Source organism: Rhodococcus sp. NJ-530, assembly GCF_003860625.1.
Classification (GTDB): Bacteria; Actinomycetota; Actinomycetes; order Mycobacteriales; family Mycobacteriaceae; genus Rhodococcus_F; species Rhodococcus_F qingshengii.
In genome coordinates, this window is the sequence record NZ_CP034152.1 from 4,317,404 (window position 1) to 4,339,636 (window position 22,233).

General features: G+C 58.4%; 11 protein-coding genes. 4 read left to right on the forward strand and 7 right to left on the reverse strand.

The genetic code is table 11. The annotated features are described in order from the left end of the window. Positions 1-34 precede the first annotated feature (34 nt). From EHW12_RS20050 to EHW12_RS20060, 3 genes are read left to right on the forward strand one after another with little or no spacing between them, the layout of a single operon-like run. Positions 35-1,213 (forward strand): DUF6361 family protein, encoded by a 1,179-nt coding sequence (locus EHW12_RS20050; protein ID WP_125051558.1) that lies wholly within the window; start codon positions 35-37, stop codon positions 1,211-1,213. Continuing rightward, positions 1,200-2,966 (forward strand): phospholipase D family protein, encoded by a 1,767-nt coding sequence (locus EHW12_RS20055; protein WP_125051560.1) that lies wholly within the window; start codon positions 1,200-1,202, stop codon positions 2,964-2,966. The genes EHW12_RS20050 and EHW12_RS20055 overlap by 14 nt, the downstream gene beginning before the upstream one ends. Further along, the gene (locus EHW12_RS20060) at positions 2,963-6,106 is read left to right on the forward strand and encodes a helicase-related protein (protein ID WP_125051562.1); all 3,144 of its coding nucleotides are present in this window, start codon (positions 2,963-2,965) and stop codon (positions 6,104-6,106) included. The genes EHW12_RS20055 and EHW12_RS20060 overlap by 4 nt, the downstream gene beginning before the upstream one ends. On the opposite strand, the gene EHW12_RS20065 is transcribed toward EHW12_RS20060, so the two are convergent. Next, positions 6,082-7,998 (reverse strand): TerD family protein, encoded by a 1,917-nt coding sequence (locus tag EHW12_RS20065; protein WP_125051565.1) that lies wholly within the window; start codon positions 7,996-7,998, stop codon positions 6,082-6,084. The genes EHW12_RS20060 and EHW12_RS20065 overlap by 25 nt on opposite strands. Positions 7,999-8,120: 122 nt before the next feature. Next, on the reverse strand, positions 8,121-11,027 hold the full coding sequence (locus EHW12_RS20070; protein WP_164490593.1) for a DEAD/DEAH box helicase: 2,907 nt from the start codon (positions 11,025-11,027) through the stop codon (positions 8,121-8,123). Positions 11,028-11,117: 90 nt separating this feature from the next. Between EHW12_RS20070 and EHW12_RS20075 the strand changes: the two genes are divergently transcribed. After that, entirely contained in the window at positions 11,118-13,460 is a 2,343-nt protein-coding gene (locus tag EHW12_RS20075) for a DUF262 domain-containing protein (RefSeq protein WP_125051569.1), read from the forward strand. A gap of 777 nt (positions 13,461-14,237) precedes the next feature. Here the strand turns inward: EHW12_RS20075 and EHW12_RS20085 are convergent. From EHW12_RS20085 to EHW12_RS20105, 5 genes are read right to left on the reverse strand one after another with little or no spacing between them, the layout of a single operon-like run. After that, on the reverse strand, positions 14,238-14,729 hold the full coding sequence (locus EHW12_RS20085; RefSeq protein ID WP_125051573.1) for a hypothetical protein: 492 nt from the start codon (positions 14,727-14,729) through the stop codon (positions 14,238-14,240). Further along, positions 14,726-15,580, reverse strand: coding sequence for a ParA family protein (locus EHW12_RS20090; RefSeq protein ID WP_003940667.1), 855 nt, complete (start codon positions 15,578-15,580; stop codon positions 14,726-14,728). The genes EHW12_RS20085 and EHW12_RS20090 overlap by 4 nt, the downstream gene beginning before the upstream one ends. 33 nt (positions 15,581-15,613) lie before the next feature. Continuing rightward, the gene (locus EHW12_RS20095; RefSeq protein ID WP_125051575.1) at positions 15,614-18,538 is read right to left on the reverse strand and encodes a Z1 domain-containing protein; all 2,925 of its coding nucleotides are present in this window, start codon (positions 18,536-18,538) and stop codon (positions 15,614-15,616) included. After that, positions 18,535-20,052, reverse strand: a complete 1,518-nt coding sequence (locus EHW12_RS20100) for an ATP-binding protein (protein WP_007729274.1) — start codon at positions 20,050-20,052, stop codon at positions 18,535-18,537. Before EHW12_RS20100 ends, EHW12_RS20095 begins: the two co-directional genes overlap by 4 nt. After that, entirely contained in the window at positions 20,045-22,168 is a 2,124-nt protein-coding gene (locus EHW12_RS20105; RefSeq protein WP_241199010.1) for a hypothetical protein, read from the reverse strand. The genes EHW12_RS20100 and EHW12_RS20105 overlap by 8 nt, the downstream gene beginning before the upstream one ends. Between the last annotated feature and the right edge of the window lie 65 nt (positions 22,169-22,233).

Genomic DNA, 22,233 nt, shown 5'->3' on the forward strand with positions numbered 1-22,233 from the left:
TTCGCTCGTCCCGACTTGATCTTGGAGTGCTCACTTGTCGCTGATCGCCTGGCTCGACACGTCCGCTGAGGAAGAACGACGAATGCGCGAACTCGTTGCGCTCTTCAGCGAACCCGGAACCCTCGACAATCTCGGTATCGGTCAGATCCGAGACGGACTCGCAGACCGCCTGTTCCCCGGGATCTCCACCGTCCAGACGCGGGCCCGCTATCTGGTCCTGATTCCGTGGACATTCCAACGAGCAGCGCTGCGCAAATCAGGTGCAGCGCTGGTCAAAGCTGCAGACCGAGAACAACGCGAGGTACTGCTCGCACTCCGCGAGGCCGGCCACACTCAGGGGCTGATCGGACGGGTCGCCGGCGCAGCGGTGCGGGTACTCCCCTCCGCGATCTACTGGAATGCACTGCAGACCTACAGGATCCTTCGCCACGACACCCGCCCACAGCACCTGCCACAGTCGCGCAAGGGGGAGGCAAATGACGTCGAGATGCACGACACCTCACCGTGGTCGACGCTCCCTCTGCCTGAGTCATTCCCCGCGGATGTGACAGACCAGGGGTTTGATCTCTCTGTGGCGGAGGCCAACTGGCTTCGCGAGCGGATCGTCGTGACCTGCGACGGTTCCTTGCTCGCGCATTTACTGAGCCAACCGACGATGCCTGACCTCGACGTCGACTACCTCTGGGATCTCGATCTGGATGCAGCACCGCAGGAGCTTCACGGCCTGGTCGAAGACACCGAGCTGTTCTCGCTTGCCCTGCACGGCGCGTCGCTACTCTACAACTTGATGGTGGGCGAAGCGTACGAGCGCCACGAGCTGACAAGCGTGGAGGCACCCGCGCAGCGGTACCGTGACGAACTCGAGCAGTGGAGCGAGCGGTACTGGAATCATCCACTTGCCCCGACCTGGGACCGGTCGCGGTTGTGGAGCCGGTTCCCAGCACTGCCATCGCGAACGCGGCAATTTGCCGAAACCTGGATCGACGGCATCAATGACCTTGGAGCGGGCGCGCCGGCAGACTCCGTCGAACTGCGAAAACTCATCGGCGATCGTGAGTTTCAGAACAAGGGCGCGCAGTCGCGTCTGACAAACGAGAAACAACTGCGACTCTGGCAAGGCGCGTCCGGCGCCAGTCGACTCCAATTCCGTTGGCCACAAGCATCACAAATACTGAGCGACATCTCCGAAGGACTGAACAATGCTGGCGCCTGAAGAACGAGCCACACTGGTGGATCAACTGCGGCCACCGGCAGGCTCTCGGCTCGACCACCTGGTGGGAACTACATTCACCCTCGATTTACAGGCCGCGTTGGTACCTGCACTCGCCTTTGCGTCACCGTCCCATGCGACGGATCCCCTTGCAATGCTGGCGTCTATCCGCATCTGCGCCAACGCTATCGATATATTCCATCAAGCCGGACACATTCGAGTTCCTGAGCGAACGAATGCACTCATGGCCTTCCTCGAGCCCGCAGTCCATGCTGTGCGCAGCAGACCAGGGACACTCTTTCACCCCAAGATCTGGTTGGCCAAGTACATTGATGACGAAGGCGCGGTCAGTTTCCGACTCCTCGTTCAGAGCCGAAACCTGACGCGGGACAATTCCTGGGACATAGTTGTGGCACTCGACGGCACTATGGGGAGCGCGCGAAACAAGACCAACAAGCCGCTGAGGGCATTGCTTCAATACCTAGCTGACGATGCCACTGTCTCGCCGTTGGAGCCGACTCGACGCGGACGTGTGCATGCATTGGCCGACGACGTCAGGCTTGCCGAGTGGACTGCGCCGGAGGGACTCTCGGATATCGCCTTCCATGTGTTCGGCGTGCCAGGCCATAAACCATCACCAAACTTCGAAGGCACACGGCACCTCGCCATTTCACCGTTCCTGGGCGACGACGGCTTCGACGCTGTGATTCCGGGTGAACGGGTACTCGCGAATGTCATCAGCCGCGCAGAATCCTTGGAACAGCTCCGCCCAGACACCCTGAGCTGGTTCGAGGCGTCGTACGTGCTCAACTCTGACGCAGGAATTCCTGATCCCGAATCAGACTCGGCAAATGTCCTGGGCGGTTTACACGCTAAGGCCTATGTAGTTGAATACAACCACTCGGCAAGACTTTTCATCGGTTCTGCAAATGCAACCGCTGCGGCATTCAGCAAAAACGTCGAGATTCTGGTCGAAATGACCGGCGCAAAAAAGAAATTCGGAATCAATGCCATGCTTAGCAGCGGCGGACTCGGACCCATCATCAGCCCGTACGAAGCCACCGGTGGCGCAGAACCGGATGAAGCCGATGCCGTTCGCCGTGAACTCGACAAGACCTTGCGAGCTGTTGCATCAACTCCGTTCACCGCGACGGTCCAACCGGCCGGAGAATTCTTCGATTTGCTGATCGAAACTGCTGTAGCCATACAACTTCCCGATGGTTACACCGCCACGATCGAACTGACCACCCGCCCCGGATCGGCAGTTACCATGACGGCCGACAAACCCGTTGACTTCATCAGTCCCGGGCTGACGCTGGTCGACATCACGCAGTTCCTCGCAGTTCGTGTCACTGAACCTGGCGGATCGAGCGGCGGCACAGTGGTTGTTGCCAACCTGATCAACGAGCCCGACGAGCGCCTCGACGAAATCCTTGCATCGCAGCTGAAGAAGCCCGAGGATGTTTTGCGCTTTATTGCGCTAATGCTGTCCATCTCCAATGGCGGGGACAGTGCAGGCGGAGCATTCGACCAGATGATCCGCGGTCAAGGCTCCCAATCCGGACCGCTCCCCGGCATTCTCGAATCACTCCTACTCGCTCTGGCGACGGCCCCGGCCGTCCTCACCGATATGGACGGCTTCATTCGCCGACTCCATCGTGACGACACACGTCGCGACCTGCTGCCTCCAGGATTCTCCGCACTTTGGACGGATATTCACTCTGCCGCAACGGTTCTGAATCGGAGAAACGCATGAACAAGAAATTCCGCGCCGAAACAATACTCTCCGGACTACGCGACTTTCAGCGGGACACCGTTGACCATGTATTCGAGCAGTTCTACAAACCGGATCCCAGTCGCCACTTCCTCGTCGCAGACGAAACTGGACTCGGCAAGTCGATGGTGGCGCGCGGAATCATTGCGCGCACAATCGAACACCTTCAACAAGGCCCGCCCGGTACCGAGATCAACATCGTGTACATCTGCTCCAACATCGACCTCGCGCGACAGAATCTCGAACGTCTCAATGTCACCGACAACAAAGACATCACACACACCAGCCGGTTGACACTGCTCGCCACTCACAACCGCAGACTGGACTCCGTAGAAGACAACCTGCGCGTACCCGTCAATCTTGTTTCACTGACTCCGGATACATCATTCAAGACGGGACTAAGGACCGGCCGTTCCGATGAGAGGCAACTGCTGTTTCTGTTGCTCGATCGCGAGTTCCAGTTCTCAGCCACCCAACGCGTGGCTGCGCTGACGATCCTGCAGGGTTCCGTCGCTTCCTTCGATACCTTCGAAAGGGACGTCGCAGTTTTCGAGGAGAAATTCGGCGATTCGATTGATCCGTCGATCTTGGAAGCGTTTGTTGCCACGATTAACGCCGGCGAACCGTCCATCGCCGACAGGTTGTTCGACCTGATGAAAAAGCCGATCAACGATCCCGGTCGAAACTCCGCCATCACGACCCTCATTGCAGATTTGCGGTACGAACTTGCTCATGCCAGCGTAAATTCGCTGGCGCCCGATCTTGTGATCATGGACGAGTTTCAGCGGTTCACAGAGTTGATGGACGAGACGACATCCGCCGGCGAACTTGCGCGCCATCTGTTCGGTCACCACGGGACACGGGTACTTCTTCTGTCTGCAACGCCATACAAGCCTTATACCGAGGCCGACGATTCCGGTGCCGATCACTACTTCGATTTCACCAAGACGATTGATTTCCTCGCTGATGGTTCGAAGCTGGTGAAATCCAGTGACGTCATGGCGCTGCTAGAGCAGTTCCGCAATGCCGTTATCGAGGATCGCGAAGCCACGCAAACGATGTCAGACCTACGAAACCTCCTCTTGTCCTTGATGTGTCGCGTGGAACGCCCGGCCAATTTAGACAACACAATGGTTCGGGAACGCAGGTCCACGATCTCTGGAATCGAACCTCGAGAATTACTCGGGTACGCGGCCCTGCGCCGCCTCGCCAGGGAACTCGACGCCCAGTTCAGCGTGGACTACTGGAAGTCCGTTCCCTACTTCGTCAACTTCATGAGCAACTATCAGTTCGGTCGGAAGTACGCTGCAACCGTCGGCAGTAGCGAGTCGCGTTTACTCGACATCAGCAGAGTCGACGCCGCTGCTGTCAGACAGTTCGCTGAGATCGAAGCGGGCAACGCTCGGACTCGAAATTTCCGCGACGATACCGTCGATACGGGCTGGGAAAAACTACTGTGGATCCCGCCCAGCCTTCCGTACCTGACCCCCGGAGGTCCGTTTGCTGATCCCAATCTGGCACAGACAACGAAGCGACTGGTGTTCTCCAGCTGGTCGTCAACTCCTCCCGCCGTCGCATCAATTCTGAGCTATCACGCGGAACATCGCTTGATGCAAGGACATTCCTCGATAGTTCCCAACGATCCGGATAGTCTCCGAGCCATCGGTTCACCGCTCGAATACCGCGGATCCAATCCGCAGATGACCACCCTTGCCCTCTTCTGGCCGATGCCACATCTCGCAACAATGTCGGATCCACTCGCCCTTGCTCGAGACCACGTCGACCCGGTTGATACCGTGTCCTTCGAAGCCACTGTGGTGGAGCGACTTCAGTCGACCATTCCGCGTGGTCGCGAAACTTCGTCTGCGACCGGGGCACAACACTTCTATTGGTCGTGGCCGATGCATATCGATCGAGAGCAATTCGACGTGTTCGATTTCAGCTCGGACGATCAAGGATGGCTCCGCAATGTCTTACAGTCGCACCATGACTCAGATGCCGAGGCGGCTGACGAGGCAACTAGTCTCGATCCATTCCTGACCCTCGCCGAGAGCACCACAACGCTGACCGACGGTCGGATACCGCCCGACCTCGTCGAGGTAACTGCCAAACTGGCGGCGCGCTCTCCAGCGAATTGCGCGTGGCGATCGCTGAAACGATTGCGGATTGCCCCGAGCGTTGCAGAAGGCGACATCTGGGGAGCTGCTGCCACTATCGCGTCAGGACTCCGATCAACGTTCAATCGTTGGCAATCCGCAGTGCTTCTGCGGCAGCTCTATCCGGACTTACCGTATTGGCGACAGGTTCTGCAGTACTGCGCCGACGGTAATCTCCAAGCAGTCCTCGACGAATATCTCGGGCAATTGACACCGACCCACGACAGCGAGCCTCTCGACGTCGATCAGATCTACGCCATCGCCAATTCTGCAGCCGAGGCGATGTCACTTCGAGTGGGTCAGAGCCTGTCGCACGACCCCATAGACGAAGCCGATAACATCCGCTTCCGAACTCACCTTGCCGTTCAATACGGCGGTAAATCCGAGAGCGACGAGTCGTTTCGACCGGCCCTTATTCGCCGTGCATTCAACAGTCCGTTCTGGCCGTTCATCGTCATCTCGACCAGCGCCGGCCAAGAGGGAATCGACTTCCACCCTTGGTGTCACCATGTGGTGCATTGGAATACACCGTCGAACCCCGTTGACTTCGAACAACGCGACGGTCGCGTCAACCGGTTCCGTGGCCATGCTGTGCGGCGCAACCTAGTCGAGCGCCACCGGATCAGCATCTTGGGTGCTCACGACGTCCACCCCTGGACGGCCGCGTACGCCATCCCGGACGAAGAACTCGGCGGACTGGTACCGGATTGGATCTACTCTGGATCTCACAAGGTGATTCGCGAACTGATGCCCTATGAGTTGAGCATCGACGGCCCTCGACTTGAGAAATCCAAAGCCGGAGTTGCCCTCTACCGCCTGGCATTTGGGCAACCGCGACAAGAAGACCTGATCGAACTACTCCAGCATCGGGATGTAGACGCCGAAGCAGCCGCCGCAATGCGACTGGACCTCACTCCACCGTCTCGAGAAACAAATCGAGGTCAATCATCCACTTCGACACCGTAGCCGACAGCCATAGCACCGAGTCCGTGGTTATGCCCCTGACCTACCGCCCGAAGCCGCCAAACATTTCCGCGGCGGTAGATCTCGGCGAGAACCATGGTCCGCTCGACCGTTCCGAGATCGAGTACAAATGTGGCAAATGTTCCGTCAGGACCATCAATGCTGACCGAGACTGCTCCTAAGTCGCCGAACGTCTTGTCACCGTCGACTGCTGCTGCGATGACAACACGTTGACATTCCGCAGGCAAAGAGTCGAGATCTGCACGGACACTCTGCTCACTGTCACCGTCGACGGAGAGCTCGACTGCGCCGTCCTCATCCACGGTGTTGTTGTAGAAGACGAAATCTTGATCCGAATCGACCTTGTTGGTTCCGTCCAGGAGAAAGGCAACCACATCGACGTCGAATTCGTCTCCAACGTTTTCTGCCCGCCACGCAACATTGATCGACCACGACGACTGAGCGGCAGGAAGATCGACGACCTCGCCACGCATCAAAATCGGTGCAGACAAGCGTGATTCGAGCCTCATGTGGGCGGGAACTACACCCGAGACCAACGCCTCGTTGACGTCGGATTCCGTGATCTTAGGAAGCCCTCGATCCGTGACCCTCGCCATCCGCTTGTCGGATTCACCGCCTTCCAACACCAAAACCTCGGTGACGGCGGTTGTGAAGTTGAGAGACGGACGAGCACCGAGCTGCAGGATGCGCGACCGCATGATCACGCCGTCGAGATGGGTACCGCCGAGAATCAGAACGCGACGCCCCTGCCACGCCTTCGCCTTGCGATTCGCGAGCGGGGATGCAGTCGCGATCGATGATGGCCGTACCCCGGAGGTCGATTCGTCGGGACGAGGTTGCGCAGATACGATCATCTCCGGCACCAGAACCACCTCGCGCTGGACCTCGACTTCCGGCGCTGTCATCGTGTCAGGCACGGGTTCAACAGTGCTCACTCCCACGGAAGCGCCCTCAATCTTGATCTCACCCGGCACTGCACGTTCCAACAAGTGCTCCAACTGCTGCTCCGAGATCACGGGAATTCCATCCGACTCGGCCTTACGTACTTTCGAGCTTTGAGATGCAGTGTTGTCACACACCAGAACACTCGTCTGTCGGCTCACGGTATTTGTGAACTCGAATCCCGCGTCCGTGAGGCGGGCAGCCAGCGTAGCCCGGGGTGCGGATGTCGGACCACTGATCGCTATCTTCATTCCTTGGACCAAGCCGTGAGTCAGATCGAGGCGTCCGGGGTTGGTGAATGACGACGGCACTCGCTTGATCTCGCGAGAGTGGACCGTGGCCCGGCGGTCCTTACACCCCACCACTGGAAGCGGAAGTTGCAGCGTTTCCGCGAGAGATGCGCTCCTGCCGAAGACCTCGACGAGTACCCGCGCATCGTCGTAGGCGTCGTGCGCATTGACCTGTTCTATCTTCCAATACTCGGCCAGTGTTGCGAGCCTGTGATTGGGTACGTCGAGCTCCAGGCGTCGCGAGAGCGCCAAAGTACACAGCCGCTTCTCGATCGGGGTGCCAAAACCTGCGCGTTGAAACTCTGCGTCGAGGAAGCCGTAGTCGAACGACGCGTTGTGTGCCACCATGGTCCGGCTTGAGAGCAAGTCGGCGAATTCCTCAGCAATGTCTTCGAAACGCGGCGCACCAGCCAAGCGGTCGGGAGTGAGGTTGTGAACGTGGACGGGCCCCGGATCGCATCCTGGATTGAGCAGAGTCGAGAACTGACGCTCTACGGAACCATCCTCACGCAGTACTAATGCGGCGATACTGAGCACACGATGCGATGCCGACCGCATCCCCGACGTCTCAACGTCGAGAACAACCCAGCGGTGATCCGCAGGCAGACGAAGCGTCTCGGCGTGGCTCAACGCACTAGTCATTCGGTACCTCCCATAACGCCCATCAGCTGTTCGACTGCGGGCACCAATCTCACCTGGATATCATCGCGCATGGGGCCGACACGTCGGTTTTCGACCCGGGCCAGGCGCCAAATTACTCATCGTTAGCGCCCTTTGCCGACTGATTGTGCCAATGAAATTCCAGATCCGTCGTCAACTATCCAATCGATCCATCCATTGCATTCGACGTCGTCGCCGGCAATTACCGATTTGGCAGCAGTCGCCGCGCCACCCGGATCTGCGAACGTTCGCCCTTCCAGTACTTGGAACCCAGCAGCGCGTGTGACCTTTACTCCGCCCCCAACCTGGTCGTAGAGCGCCACGACACGGTATCCCTCAACATCCATATAGATGCGAATGCTGTTCTTGGTCGCCAGCGTCCGTACGACGACCTTCCGAGTGCTTGCTCTCAGCGACAATGAATTCTGGCCTACTGAATTCGAGTTGGTCGCATGCTTCGCCGGAGTTTTAGGCAACGGCGACGTCAGAGCAATTCGTGGGACTGCGATATTTGTCTTTGCAACACCACCAGTGCCACACCCAATGTAGTCCCAGCGATCGCGGCCGCTCACCACAATCGATCGCGGAATCGGATGCAGTTGACGTGTCAGTCCCGGATTCGCGATCATCCATTCGTCGATTTCGTTGCGGACCGACCGTGAAATATCGAAGGCCGAACATATGTAATGGGCCTGGGGCTGTTCAGAGGGATCGACAAAGATCCACGACGTGGCGTGAGTGTCATCAAGCGATCGATTTCCGTCATCTTTCGATGCGAACCAATCACCTGCTGTGGGGGCCAGCACTCGCGCAACGCGACGGATACCGTCTGAGCCAATGACAGTCAAAGCAGTCCGACGTGAGTTCTCGACCAAAGTGGCTCTACCGCCCTGCGCTTCGATTGCTTCGATCAGGGCGCGAAGTTCCTGATCACTTGGGGGCACGACTGCTTGCTTAGGAGGTTTATCAGCAACGACCTCGACGCCGGGCGCCGAATGGTCGACCCGTGATTCGAGTACCTGAGAGCTACTTCCTGCCAAAGACTCCCATAGTTCTGCCAACCTTTGAAGAGAAACACTCTCGAGCGGAGTGCCATTCGCAGCACAGCGCAGCTGCTTCAGTCCGGGATTGGGCGCGATAGCTGCTCGGGTATCCCTGAGCGCCCACAGCCGCGCAACACGATCTTTCCGACTCGTCCGGTCCTGCCCACCGTCACCGACCAACACGCCATCAACCAAGGTCCAGCTGACGCGTCCTTCCAAGTTTCCTGCCATAAGAGTTTTTCGGATCTCGTCATCAGGCAATAATTCAATCAGTTCATCCCAAGTTGCAAGCCCCTCAAAATCGTCGAAAACGTCGAGGATGGCTTCCTTCGTCCAGCTATTGGACTCCGACGCAGTCACGGCTGCATGATCCGGATCGAACTCGGTCGGATCGCTTTTCACAGCCGCATCTAGTACTTCTGCAGCAATGTTCATTTCTACGTCTTCTGGACGCTCCAACAACCAACGTCTCAGCAAAGCTGCTGCATCCGCACCGCTTACTGAACGTACCTCGTCGGCAATGTCCAAGATCTGTCTAAGAAACGTTTCATGCGCACCCGACGCCGGATCCTCCGAGGTACCTTCGACATACACAATTGCAAAGATCGCATGGCGGCCATCATGTTTGGGCCGAATGATCCGGCCCATCCGCTGGACCATCTGACGCCGGCTTCTACTTGCCGCGAGAATGAGCCCGAGTTCTGCTTCTGGTACGTCAATTCCCTCGTCCAAAAGCCGCGGCGTCGCAAGTGCAACCACCTCACCGACCCTAAATCGTCCCAGCAACGCTGCTCGTTCAGCAGGTTTCATCCCACTAGTCATCGCTTCCGCAGCAACACCTTGGTCTGCGATCATCGCTGCCGCCGCTTCAGCGGCCGCCACTGTCTCAGAAAAGAGAATCGACCGAGCAGGCCCCCGCATTGCGGAGCCAATCTGTCTGAGCAGATCCAGCTTTGCATGGCTCTGAGCGAGAATAGAGCGCCGATCATTGAATGCCTTCATGAACTTTCGCGCCAGAAATGTTGCAGGACCGGCATTTTCGTCATTCGATAGTCGATCAACTTCTTGCATGAATAGCCCGAACGGCTCGGCGGGGATGCCACAGTTGTTGATCAACTTCGTGCGCGCGGACCTTGCCCGCTCGTCAGCATCTTCGTAATCGTGACGCTCCTTCGGAGTGAACTGAACCGCTATGTTCACTACTCGGACAGGAGCGAGGATCCCCTCTTCGTAACCACGCCGGTAGTCACAACCGTCGATGGTCGATCCGAAATAGGGACTCAGTATTGTATCGATCGAATCATCACTGCGTTCATAGGTCGCCGTCAAACCGAGCCGCTCCTGAAAGTCATCGGTCAGGGCCCGCGCAAAAGCCGAAGCCCCGTAACGGTGCACTTCATCCGCCACCAGCAGACAACCGGAGGTAGCAGGGAACGATTCACCGCGAACTGCGGATTGAACGGTCGAGATCAAAATGCGATGCGAGTCAAGCGTATCCCTGAACTTGTCACCTCGCCGACCAATTTTTGTGTTTGGGACAGCTCGCTGAAGGACTGAATGCCATTGCTCCATCAGGTCTATTCCAGGCACTAGAACCAGGCTCCGGAGCCCTCTCGAATACGCATCTGCAATCGCAGCCACGCCGACGGCCGTCTTACCCGTTCCCGTGACAGCTTCTACAACGCCACCTCGCCCCGCCACAATCCACTCCTGAAGCGCATGTTCCTGCCACTTTCTTAGTGGCTGTTCAAGGTAGTTGCGTGCAATCGGGAACGCCCTCCCGCTCAGCACATGCCACTTGCGAGACATGCCGCCATCATGATCAAACACGTCCGGGTGGTCGAACAATATTCGCTCCACCAGACTGGCCGTGCAACTCGATTCCGCGAGCCGGCCTACCAATTCCTCTACCGAAGACTCGGGGACTTCCCGTAGCAAGTTCAGCACGCGCGACGACACGGTTAGCACTTGGCGCCCCTCCCTCATGTCAGACAGCTCGACTAACGTGTCATTTTGTTCCCTAGAGATATCACCACACACCGACACCAAGGATGCGCAATGGATGCTCGACCCCACACCATCCGAGAAATATTTGGTTCGGACGAGTGTCTGATCGTCCCGATCTTTCAAAGACCATACGTATGGAAAGAAGATCGTAACTGGGAACCTCTATGGAACGACGTCGCGAGCATGGTGACGCTGTTCGCGGATGACGACGACGCCAATCCTCACTTCCTCGGGGCGGTAGTTCTGGATCATCTCAAGGCCACGAAAGGCTCGATTCCGTCGCGTCAAGTTGTGGACGGTCAACAGCGCCTCACCACATTGCAAGTGCTACTTGCAGCAGTGAGAGATGCATTTACGACGCGAGGTGTTCCCGACCGATACATAAATGCACTGCGCCAGCTCACACGTAACCAAGACGAACTATCCACTGACCGCCATGCACGCTTCAAAGTCTGGCCGACGTTAACCGATCGTGGTCCGTTTTCAACCATCATCGTGGCGGACACTCAGCACCAGATCGACGAACTACTCACCAACAGCGACTCTGATTCGGTACTCCTTGACGCATACAGGTACTTCTTTCGACGTGCCCTCCAATGGCTCGAAGAGTTCGTTGGATCCGAGGCCCAAGATTCCGCTGCCAATTCGCTGGTAAACGTCCTCCGCGATGGGCTGCAACTAGTCGTCATCAATCTCAGCCAGCACGACAATGCACAAGTGATCTTTGAGAGCCTCAATGACCGTGGCACACCCCTGCTTCCGAGCGATCTCATCAAGAATCTCCTATTCCAACTAGCAGAGTCTTACGGCCATGACCCCGAAACCCTTTACAACCTCTACTGGCAACCGTTGGAATCGAAGGCATGGAAATCAGAGATCCGGCAAGGCCGACTGAACCGATCGCGGCTCGACGCCTTTTTCGCCCACTATCTGACGATGCGGCTGGGCAAGGAGATCCTGGCACCAGCACTCTTCACTCAATTTCGCACCTTCACAGCAACGCTTAGTCGCGAAAGAATTCCGGATCTGATGTCCGAGATCAAGCGATTCAGCAGCATTTACGAGAACCTCACGGAATCGAAGGGTGAAAGTTCCGATGAGACACTCTTCCTCTCCCACCTGAGCGTGCTTGATACAACCGTGATCACACCAGTATTGTTGTTCTTATTTGACAGCTATCCATCACACGAGAGAAGTGCAGCCCTTCAACTGCTCGAATCATGGCTGGTCCGCCGAATGGTATCCAGACTGACCAGCAAAAACTACAACCGCATGATGCTTGAGCTCCTCCACCTACTGAAGCGCCGAACAGAACCTCCTACCACGACGATCCGCGAGTACCTGCTAAACCAGTCCGCGGAATCCGGGTTTTGGCCGACCGACGAGGCCGTTCAAGATGTACTCCTTACGCAACCGATTTACCGCCAACTGACCCGAGCACGAATTCGACTCGTGCTGGGTGGATGCAATCGAGCGCTGGCACCCACGGAAGAGTCCGCTACCTCTGACCTGGCTATCGAATACCTTCTAGCACCCAATCTTCGGGACGCTCCAGACGAAATTCTCGACACGTTAGGCAACCTAACGCTATTGCCGAAAAAGCTTGGCGCAACAGCTTCCACTGCGTCTTGGGAGAAACGACGGTCATTGATTCTGGAGACCACCCCATCTGGAGTCAACCAACTGCTTCCACTCGATTTCGGGCCCCAGCAAATTCTGCAGCGGAGTGTCAGACTTGCCGATTCCTTCTGCAAAGAGTGGCCGCACCCGCTCTCCATCCCTGTTCCAGTCTCGGTCCCTTCAAGTCGACCCACGCCGACCGACCGACCTCGAATAACACCTCCTGCCCCGCCTCAGGTGGATATCGCCAGCCATGTCAACGAAGTGTTCAGATCGATGCCTATCGGCACTGTGCTGACCTCTGTACAAATTGCCAGTCTGCCGTCAGCTTTCTTCGGGCTAGGTCAGCTCAGGGCCGACCACGTTGAATCAGGTTTAAGACTGTTGCCGGGCTATCTCAACATTATCGAACGAAATCCTCTGACAATCGAAAAGATATATGTTGCAGCACTTGCCAAAGAATCTCAGCCTCCAGATCCCGCAATCAAGCGAAAACACTACACCGAAACAATTCAGGTCCTCCTCAATCAAGGATTGTTACAACCCGACGACGAACTCGTCTATCGCGAACCGAAGAAGAACCTTGTCCATCGAGCCCGCGTTCGACATGACGGTGCGATCTTCGCTGGTGGGCGCGAGTTTTCTTCCGTATCAGCAGCACTCACGCACTCAGTCGGCCGGTCGGCGAACGGATGGGAATGGACCGTTGTTCGGACCAACCTAACGCTGAGCGATATGCGAATCCAGGCTCAGGCACCGAAGCTCAGCAGCTAGCTGGTCATTTTTGCACCGTGCAAAAATACGCAAAGCCAGCGGACCAAGAACTACAGCCACAACCGACTTTCAGCAAGTGCATCACACCCACACCTCAGGAGCTAATGGTGAGTCAAAATTACTGGCACAAATCGGCTTTCATGAAGACTCGGCACGCCTGCACACTCGTCGCGCTTGCAGGTCTACTGGCGCTCTCAGCCTGCTCGACACCTCCAGCCGAAACCGCACCCTCGACGACCGCAGCCTCGTCCACTCCTCGATCGGAGGCTACAGCGAATCCCCTGACTACCCCAATCACATCCGACGTCGTGGTCACGTCAGTAAGCGCGACTGCTGTTCAATCCATTCCACCCACCACCGAAGCGCCTACTCCCGCGGCGCCGGTCGTGGTCGAATGTCTACAGGGCACACCCGGCCCTGCGCGGATGAGCGACGGAACGATGGCATTTTCACAGTGGTGCTTCGATCAACTCGGAGGAAACAAATACTTGGAGAGCGAGCGCCAGGCAAATACCTTCAATTGCGACGGGACTGTCTGCCGAAATCCGTACACGGGTGGTTCATATCCAGATCCGAATGCAACCGTGCCAGTTACTACCGTGAGAACCGCAACTCCGGCTGAAGTTATCCAAAACCAACAAGGCGTCGCCGAATCAGGATGCTCGACGTCGGGTTGCATTCAGACCTACTTCGGATGCCGCGATGGGTACATAACCGGAGAAGTTTGCAGTCGGTGGGGATTCTGAATCGGCCAGAGAGTCAAGGCGTCACCAGCCCCTACCTGAACGCACTCCCCTTCGAGGTAAGAGTCTTCACCCGCTCGACAGTCCAGATCGCAAGCACATCCACTTTGCGCTTGCGACCCGTCTCCTTGTGCGTATCCATTTCCTGCTCCGCGATGATGTCCTTGATCCCGTCGGCATCGAGGGCCGAAAGACGCTCCAAGAGAGCCTCTTCCCCATCAAGCTTGAAGACCTCGAACGGGTCGAAAGCCCCCGGCTCCCGTTTCACCTTCGGACCCGCAGCACGACGACGCGGCGCCGGCGCAGAAGCAGGTACCGCAGCGGCGGATCCATCGGACGGAACTGCGAAAGCGTTCTCAATTGCCTTCGCGAACCTCGGGGTACGGGCAGCTTCCTCTGCAACTACCTGAACCAGTTTGGCCAGCAACACCGATGCCGAGGCATTGGTTGCGCCCAACTTCAGGAGCGCAGCACCGGTCTCCTGCACCTGCACCCGTCGACGCGCTTCATCGATACCCGCACTCATAGCTTCGCCTGCGCTTCCGTGAGAATGTTCTGCGTGATCGCACGCATCTGATCGAACTGACCTGCGTTGCCGTACTTCACTTTCAAAGTGCTGTACGGGTGAAACTCCGCCGACGCCGCAATCTGATTCGACTCCGCGAGGTATTCCGGCAACACGTGTGGGACGTTCGGATCGCGCCGAAGGTTCCGCACAGTAGTGCGGTGCACCGCCGAGTTGGACTTGTATTTGGTGATCACCAACCCGAGTTCGAAGAGTTCACGGCCGAGTTCTTTGCCGAACTTCGCGATGTGCGTCTGGATCTGCGGAATGCCGTACGTGGAGAGCACATCTGGGATCGTGGGGATCACATAGCCGTCAGCCATGGCCAATCCGTTGAGTGTGATCGGCCCGAGATTCGGCGGGCAATCGATCAGAACGTAGTCGTAGTACGGCATCACCGGGGCGACGGCATCCCTCAACAATTCAACCGGCTTGGTGGAGTTCCGATCAGCAACCCGAAGGGCACTGATCTCCTCCTGCAGCTCGATCAAATCGAGAGATGAGGGAAGCAGATCCACACCCGTCACTCGCTTGACCGGCGAGACTCCGCGCTGAATCGAAGCTTCGAGATCGAAGTTCGACGTGCCATCGACAGCGTCACGGAAAATGGTTGCGCTGGTCAGTCCTTGCTTGTTGAGTTCGAGCCAGTGATCCTCGCTGATCATCATCGTCGTGAGATTGATCTGCGCATCGAGGTCGATCAGCAGCACGCGCTGACCGAATTCGAGCGACATGAACTCGGCCAACCCCGCGGTGATCGTCGTCTTACCGACGCCGCCCTTGAGGTTGATCGTCGCAATCGTCTTAGCCATCAGAACCCATTCCTGTCTCCCACCACAACACACCTAGTTCGCATCGACGATCGCCCCTGTCCCCGACTGCTTCACCCGAAAACCGATTCGCCCCAACGGCTCCGCCGCGTGCGGAAGCGCGTACGAGAACAACGTCGCAAAATCGCGCGAGTCCACGGGACCAGCCTGTGCCCGCTTCAACTGACGAGGAGCCGGATCGTTCGCCAATACCAGAATCAATGCACCGCGAGTCTTCCGATGAAGAGCACCCGCAAGCGGTCCACCGTTCTTCTTCGGGCTGCCCGCAATGTGCTCGATCGCATCGCGCTCACGGACGGCCGTACCGGTGAAACCTGTTCGGTACTCGCGTTCCTGACGCTTGCGATTGACGATCGGAAGTTTCTCGTGCCAACCCTTGATCTCGATCGGCTCCCGGGTCTTGGGGTACGGCAGCAGAACTGCAAAATCCTCGAGCAATCCGGATTCGATTGCGGTCGAAAGCGCTTCGCGGTGGGGACCGAAATCCCACCCGTTCGCCCACTCGAACTGGTCGACGGCCTCCAACACCACATGGGCAGGGACAATGCCGTATCGCGCAGTGAACGATCGCGAAACATCATCCTTGTCAACGAAATTGAAGGACCCTGTTTCGCCCAACGACTTCAATAATGGTGCAACCGCGTCGAAGTGCCGAGCGTTGATCGAACCGTCGCCTCGCGGGGGCTGCATCGTGAAGCTGAAACTTTCACCGCCCATGCCTCGATAAACCAGATCGGCGTTGAACATCTTGTTTCGAGCCGTTGGCCTCAGCCACGGCAGCTGCTGAAACACCATCGGCGGCACATCGCGTGGAGTGACCCACGGTTCGCCCTTCTCGTTCACGCCGCTGAACCGAGTGAGCTCGTTCCGGAACTCCTGCTCGTCCCGAACGATCGCCTCGAACGCCTTGTACATGTCGTAGTCCGCGCCGGCGGGTCCGCCAACCGTGCGGCCGATGAACAGGCGCACCAAGTCTCGGTACCCGGGGCGGAATCCGAACCAGCGTCCCATCTGCATCAACGTGTCAGCTTGGCCCGTTCGACGCGTGTAATAAGTGATGGTCAGGCCCTCGACTGTGAAGCCGCGACTCAGCTTTGTTCCGCCGACAAGGATCTTCCATACTCCCCGTTCCTGGAAGTCGAGGGAATCCTGTTTGTAGTCCTTCTCGGCAGCCCCGTTGACCACGATGACGGGGCTGGCTCCCTCGGAAATCTTGTCGTAGGCGGCGCCGATGAACTCCTCCAACTCGGCAAACGAACCAGGATTCTCCAGTTCACTGCCCCGAGCCGCACTCACCACCGCAAAGTCTTCGGCCCAGAGCTTGTCCAGCCGGGAAAGACTCTTGGCCTGGCTGTATCCGGCCGATTTCCACAAGGCCTTGAAGTCGTCGGCTACGGCGTCATGCTCGGCCTGCTTCACCGATTCGTGCACCAACATCGTGTGGTGCCGATACGGCTTGACGCCCTTCGATTCCCGGAAAAGCTTGATCGCCCCGGTCAGGACAAACGAGTCGAGAGCCCGCAATTGTTCGGCAGAACGATCCTCGTCGCACTCGGCCCGGAGATCCCGTACGTACGCTTTCTGGTTCGAATTGGCCGGAGTCTTGTCGTCGTCTTCGAGATCGTCGAGATCGTGGAAGTCCGCACCACCCATGTACGGGCCGGGCCGCTCGAGACTGACGATGAAGTCCGAAGGAAAGACGTTGACGCTGTCTTCCGGATCGACAAACACATTGGCAAAAGGTGTTGCGGTGTAACCGATGTACTGGGCACGCTCGAGTAGACCGAGGATCTCAGCAATCTGACCGTTGATCGCCGTCCGCTCGACCTGCTCGGTTTTCATCTTCTTCGGATCGATCGTGTTCACCGATGCCTGATCGGCTTCGTCGTCGATGATCAGAGCCGGGATCTGATCGAGCTCGGTCGGGACTTTCTTCAGATCGGCCACCAGCTTCTTGAGGCTGGAGACGTTCTTCTTCACGACCGCGATACGAATATTGCTCGGGTACAGATTCTTCGGATCATTGAGTGGAAGAGAGTGATCCACGGTTTCGAAGTGCAGTGCGCTCAAGCCCGCGAGCAGACTCTTGTAGTCAAAGGTCGAGGTGGTGAGCCGACGGATAGCCGGGATTTCATTGGTCTTGTTCGGATCGATTTCGTGTTCGAGAAAGCTCCCGTCCCGCCAGTCCTCGTCGTTGGCGTAGTCGTCGTCCACACCGGCACTGATGTTTTGACGACCGACCAATTCCATGTCGAGGCGTCGCTGAGTCTGGCTCCGGAGAATCTCGATAGTGCCGGTCAGAACGATGACCAAGCGGTACCCAGCGTCGATCGCCTTGGCCACGACGCCACTGAAATTCGCCGTCTTCCCGCTCTGGACGTAGCCGACCACCAAACCTTTGGACTGATACGGCTCGGGCCGCGTCGGATCCGCAAGCCGGTGCACAACTTCAGTCGTTGCAATGTCCAGCTTTCCGATTGTCGCCTCGTCCCAGTTCTTGTCGGCTAGAACTCGCTTGTAAGCGCGCCAATAGAAGTCGTGCTCGCGCCGGCGCTCGGAGGTGTACCAGGGGTCCCACGGCTGCTGAGCAGCAATGACAACCGGCCCACCTTCGCGAGGGAAGTGCGCATCCATCTCGGCGTGGGCGTCGACCGGCAATCCCAACAAGTCGTAGATCCGAGCTCGCCGTTCCGGGCTCTGCGGAACAGTCGAGCCCACCCACGTCTCAACACTTTCCGCATCCCACTGCCGGAGACGCGAGGTGAGCGCCGTTCGTACACCGACAGCACTGTCGTCGAGGAACACATCGATGATGTCCGCGATGGTCAGGCCGTCCGGATAGCTCGCTCGCAGGCGCGCGTTGACCGGGTACAGCACGTTCTCGGGCGGAAACCCGTCACCGAGTTCACGTGCAACCGCACGGAATACTTCATCACTCACTGCACTACCTGCTCCCGGTGCGCTGCCACTGCGGAAATCAACACTTCCTGCCACGCCTGCATCTTTTCCCTCTGACGAGCGCCGATTCTCGTTCCTTCGAACATCTCACTCACCAACAGGAAGACAAGCGTCTTGAGCACCGGAGCATCAGCCGGGTCGAGACTGCGACGTCCGAGCAGATCACGCCGAAAACGCGCATTGATCCACAAAGTCCGAGTCTTGAGGTCAACTTCGAAGAACTGATCACGCGCCAAGGCTCGCCAACCCACAGCAACAGGATCATCACCGACGCTGAATTCGAAGGCGTCGCTGAAGGAATCGAGCACGTCTTCCGGAAAGCCGGATGCCGGCTCGATGACGCTGATCGGCCGAGGTGCAGAACTTCGGGCTGCCCGCACGACGCGCTCGGCATCGGTCAGATACGAACGGAATCCACCGTTGCAATCCGTGAAGACGGCCCCGTCGACGGCAGCCGACGCAGTGGCGTCGAGCGTCACCCCCGATTTCTCGGGATTGATGGTGATGTGCTGCAGCAGAGAATCGTTCAGATCGACAGCAATTCGTGCCAATCCGTAGTCCGGTCGGCCCCGCACTATCGCGTTCCAGCCGCCGATCTGCAGGAGTCGATCGTGCCGATAGAAGTAGAGCCCCTGCTGGTCGCGGCCGGGGGCGCCGTGGATGCGAAATTCCGGTGCATTGCTCCGGGCGGGCCACATGTGAGCTTCGGCGGTTACTGTGGCACCGGCGATCGACACGGTAAGTGTCCGAGGGTAGTTGGGGTCGCCGGTGCGCGGATACCGGAACGGGTCGATGGCACTGACTGTGCGCAGCGCGCCGGCGCGTCCCGCTTCGACGTCGAAGACATCCACAGTCAGAGCGATCCGGCCGGATTCGATGAGACGGTGAAATACGACGCCGAGGTGACTGCGCACGTCGTTGATGGTCTGTTCGAGCCAGCTGGTCTGCTCGTCCGCGTGCGCGGACATGAGAAATGTTGTGATGCCGCGCCATTCGACAACAGTTCCGGTGTCGAAGGGAAAGCGGGGCGTGACTGCGTCGAAGAATTCTTCGGCTTGCCGGTCCTCGATCACCGAAACTGACTGACGCCCCTGCACTGAGGCCGAGTCGATCTCGCGGCCCTGCGTCGGGTGCCCGGACTTTCGAGACCACACTCGGAGCAACCGAGCCTGACTCAACGACGCCGCCTTCATCCCTACACCGAAATGACCCAGGTCCCCGGCGGCATAGTCGCGTCGGCGGCCGTAGGTCATCGCGGAATCAATGGTGTCACTGTCCATGCCGGAGCCGTTGTCGATCACCATCATCGACACGATCCGTGTGCCGTCCTGAACGAACCTGATCAGCACGTGGGAGGCCTCGGCGTCGAGGCTGTTGTCGATCAGATCGGCGAGCGCTGTCGCGATGGTGTGGTGCAAGCCGATGGCGCCGGCGAGGGACTCGTCCGCAGCAAGGATCTTGGTGCCCACTATGCGAGTGTCCGCGACGTCAGTCATGGGATGCATCCTTACCCTCTACCTCGTCGATTTCGGATGCTTCGCCGCGCCTCCATGCCGCCTCCAGGAAGTCCAAAACCACGTCTTCACCACGATCTTCGTACGCGCGCAGTATCTTTCGTGGACGGTCTTCGCCGTCCAGACACACGGCTTCGGCGAGAATCCGCACCACATGTCTCTCGGCAGTTCGCAATGGCTCGCGATTGCCAACCTCTGCAAGTGCCTGACGTAGTGGGTCGATGTCAGAGTGAACGATCGCCGGTCGGACCACGCGGAAGGTTCCGTCTTGCCACAGCTCGAGCAACACGTCTTCGCCCTCCACAGCGGAGAGTTCACGCAGGAATCGGCGGATAGTGCCGAACGTCGGCTGCGCTCCGGTCCACCGAACTGCTTGAACGCCGAGGTGGCTCTCCAACTCGATGGTCTCACCGCGCACACAGCCGGCAGCGACTGCAACACCGGCGGGTACAGCAAATCCGGAGCCCCGCAGATGATCTGCGGTCACAGTCAGTCGATACCGCCACGTACTACCTGACCGGTACAGGCGGCGAGTCAACTCTGGCGTCTTCGCAGTGTTGCGTGTCCGCTTGCGCCGGACTATCCCGTCACCACCAATGTTGAACTCACTGGCTTCTTCAGCCTCTCCCGAAGAAACCGGTTCCTCCCCAACGGAATCCGCGCTTCCCCAGGCGTGCAGCCGCCACACTGCGCCGTCGAGCGCCACGCGATCGTCGGCCTCGAGCGCGCGCTCGATCGACCGCTCACTGCGATCGGACTTCAGTAAGTCCACTAGCTCGACGACGGACTTCGGCGATCCGACGGCTTCGAGCGCGCCGACTGCCAGATCGGAGATCCGACGCGCACGCGTCAGCGCAGACTCCGCCACAACGACAACGCCGCACCACGCAAGCCACTTCTCCAGTTCGCCGCGTGACATCGACACCACTTCGGCGACGTCGTCGAGTGCAACCACACCGTTCGGGGACTCAAAGTCCTCGAGCAAGGTCTGAGTCCGCTTCTTGGCCTCCGCGACGCCCGGAGCGGCAGCCCAACCGTCAGTCACCTCGAAGTAGTCGTCGAGACGGTCCAGAACCAACCACAGCGGAACTCCGTAACCAGGCACCTCCGCCGCGATGCTCGGATGCACGTCGAGGAGGCGATCAAGCGAAGCTACCGGCTGAATCTCGACCCGCAGGCTGGCAAGCAGGTTCCCCACCGCCGTCCCGAATCCGCACGCCGCGTTGAGTTTGGCTTTCACGTCAGCCTCGATCTGCCCGACTCGCCCCGAGCCCACACCGAGCTTGGCTCCGATCGCTCCCCTGCGCTGCGGAACTCGCGCCACGATCCGCTCACGCAACACCAACGACTCCCGCTCATCCAGCTGCGAGAAGAGATTGTCGATCTCGTCCATCGCGTCGGTACGGTCCGTGTCGGGCAAGTCGTTCGGCGTCAGAGCCGAGATCCGGGCGGCAACTTCCTGAATCGAGGCCGGAGATTCGTCGTCGATCTCGACGGTGACGAGTGGTCTGCTGTCCTGACCTCGGACCAGTCGCCACATAGCAAGCTGAGCGAGATCGTCGAGCAGCGCTGTGATCGCGGGTGGGGCACCTGCTTCCTCATTGGCCTCGACGCGGGCGAGCGGAGTCGTCATGACCGCACAGACCAACAGGTTGAGCACTATGTCGTGCACCGTCTGTTCGCTCGTTCCGCGCACGCCGAAGATCTCAGCGGTCGTGTGCATCAGCAGTCCGCCGATTGCTTTGTCGGTGGTGAGCCGAGACAGTGCAGTCACTGCGCGAGTATCGAGACTCAACACCTCCAGCGGGAGATCTTCACCAAGTAGCGGAAAGCTCGCTCTTAATACCGCTGCCGCGTGGTGAGCGATGTAGAGGGACGCCAGCTCGGAGAGAACCTTCTCGAGATCGACCTCGAGAACAGTGAACGACGGCGCTTCGCTGAACCACCAATCAGGTGACGGTGCCAGCGGCTCGAGCAGCGCAGCACGATCGGATACGTAGTCGTCCAGCCAAGGAAACAGATCGACCCACAGCGTCTGACTCAGCTCGTTCGCGGGAAGCGAGTTCACACCCAACGTCAACGCACTACTCCCACTCACGGATACCTTCATTGCGGTCAAAACCGACCGCGATGTCGGTAACAAGTTACTGCAGCTCGTGAGCG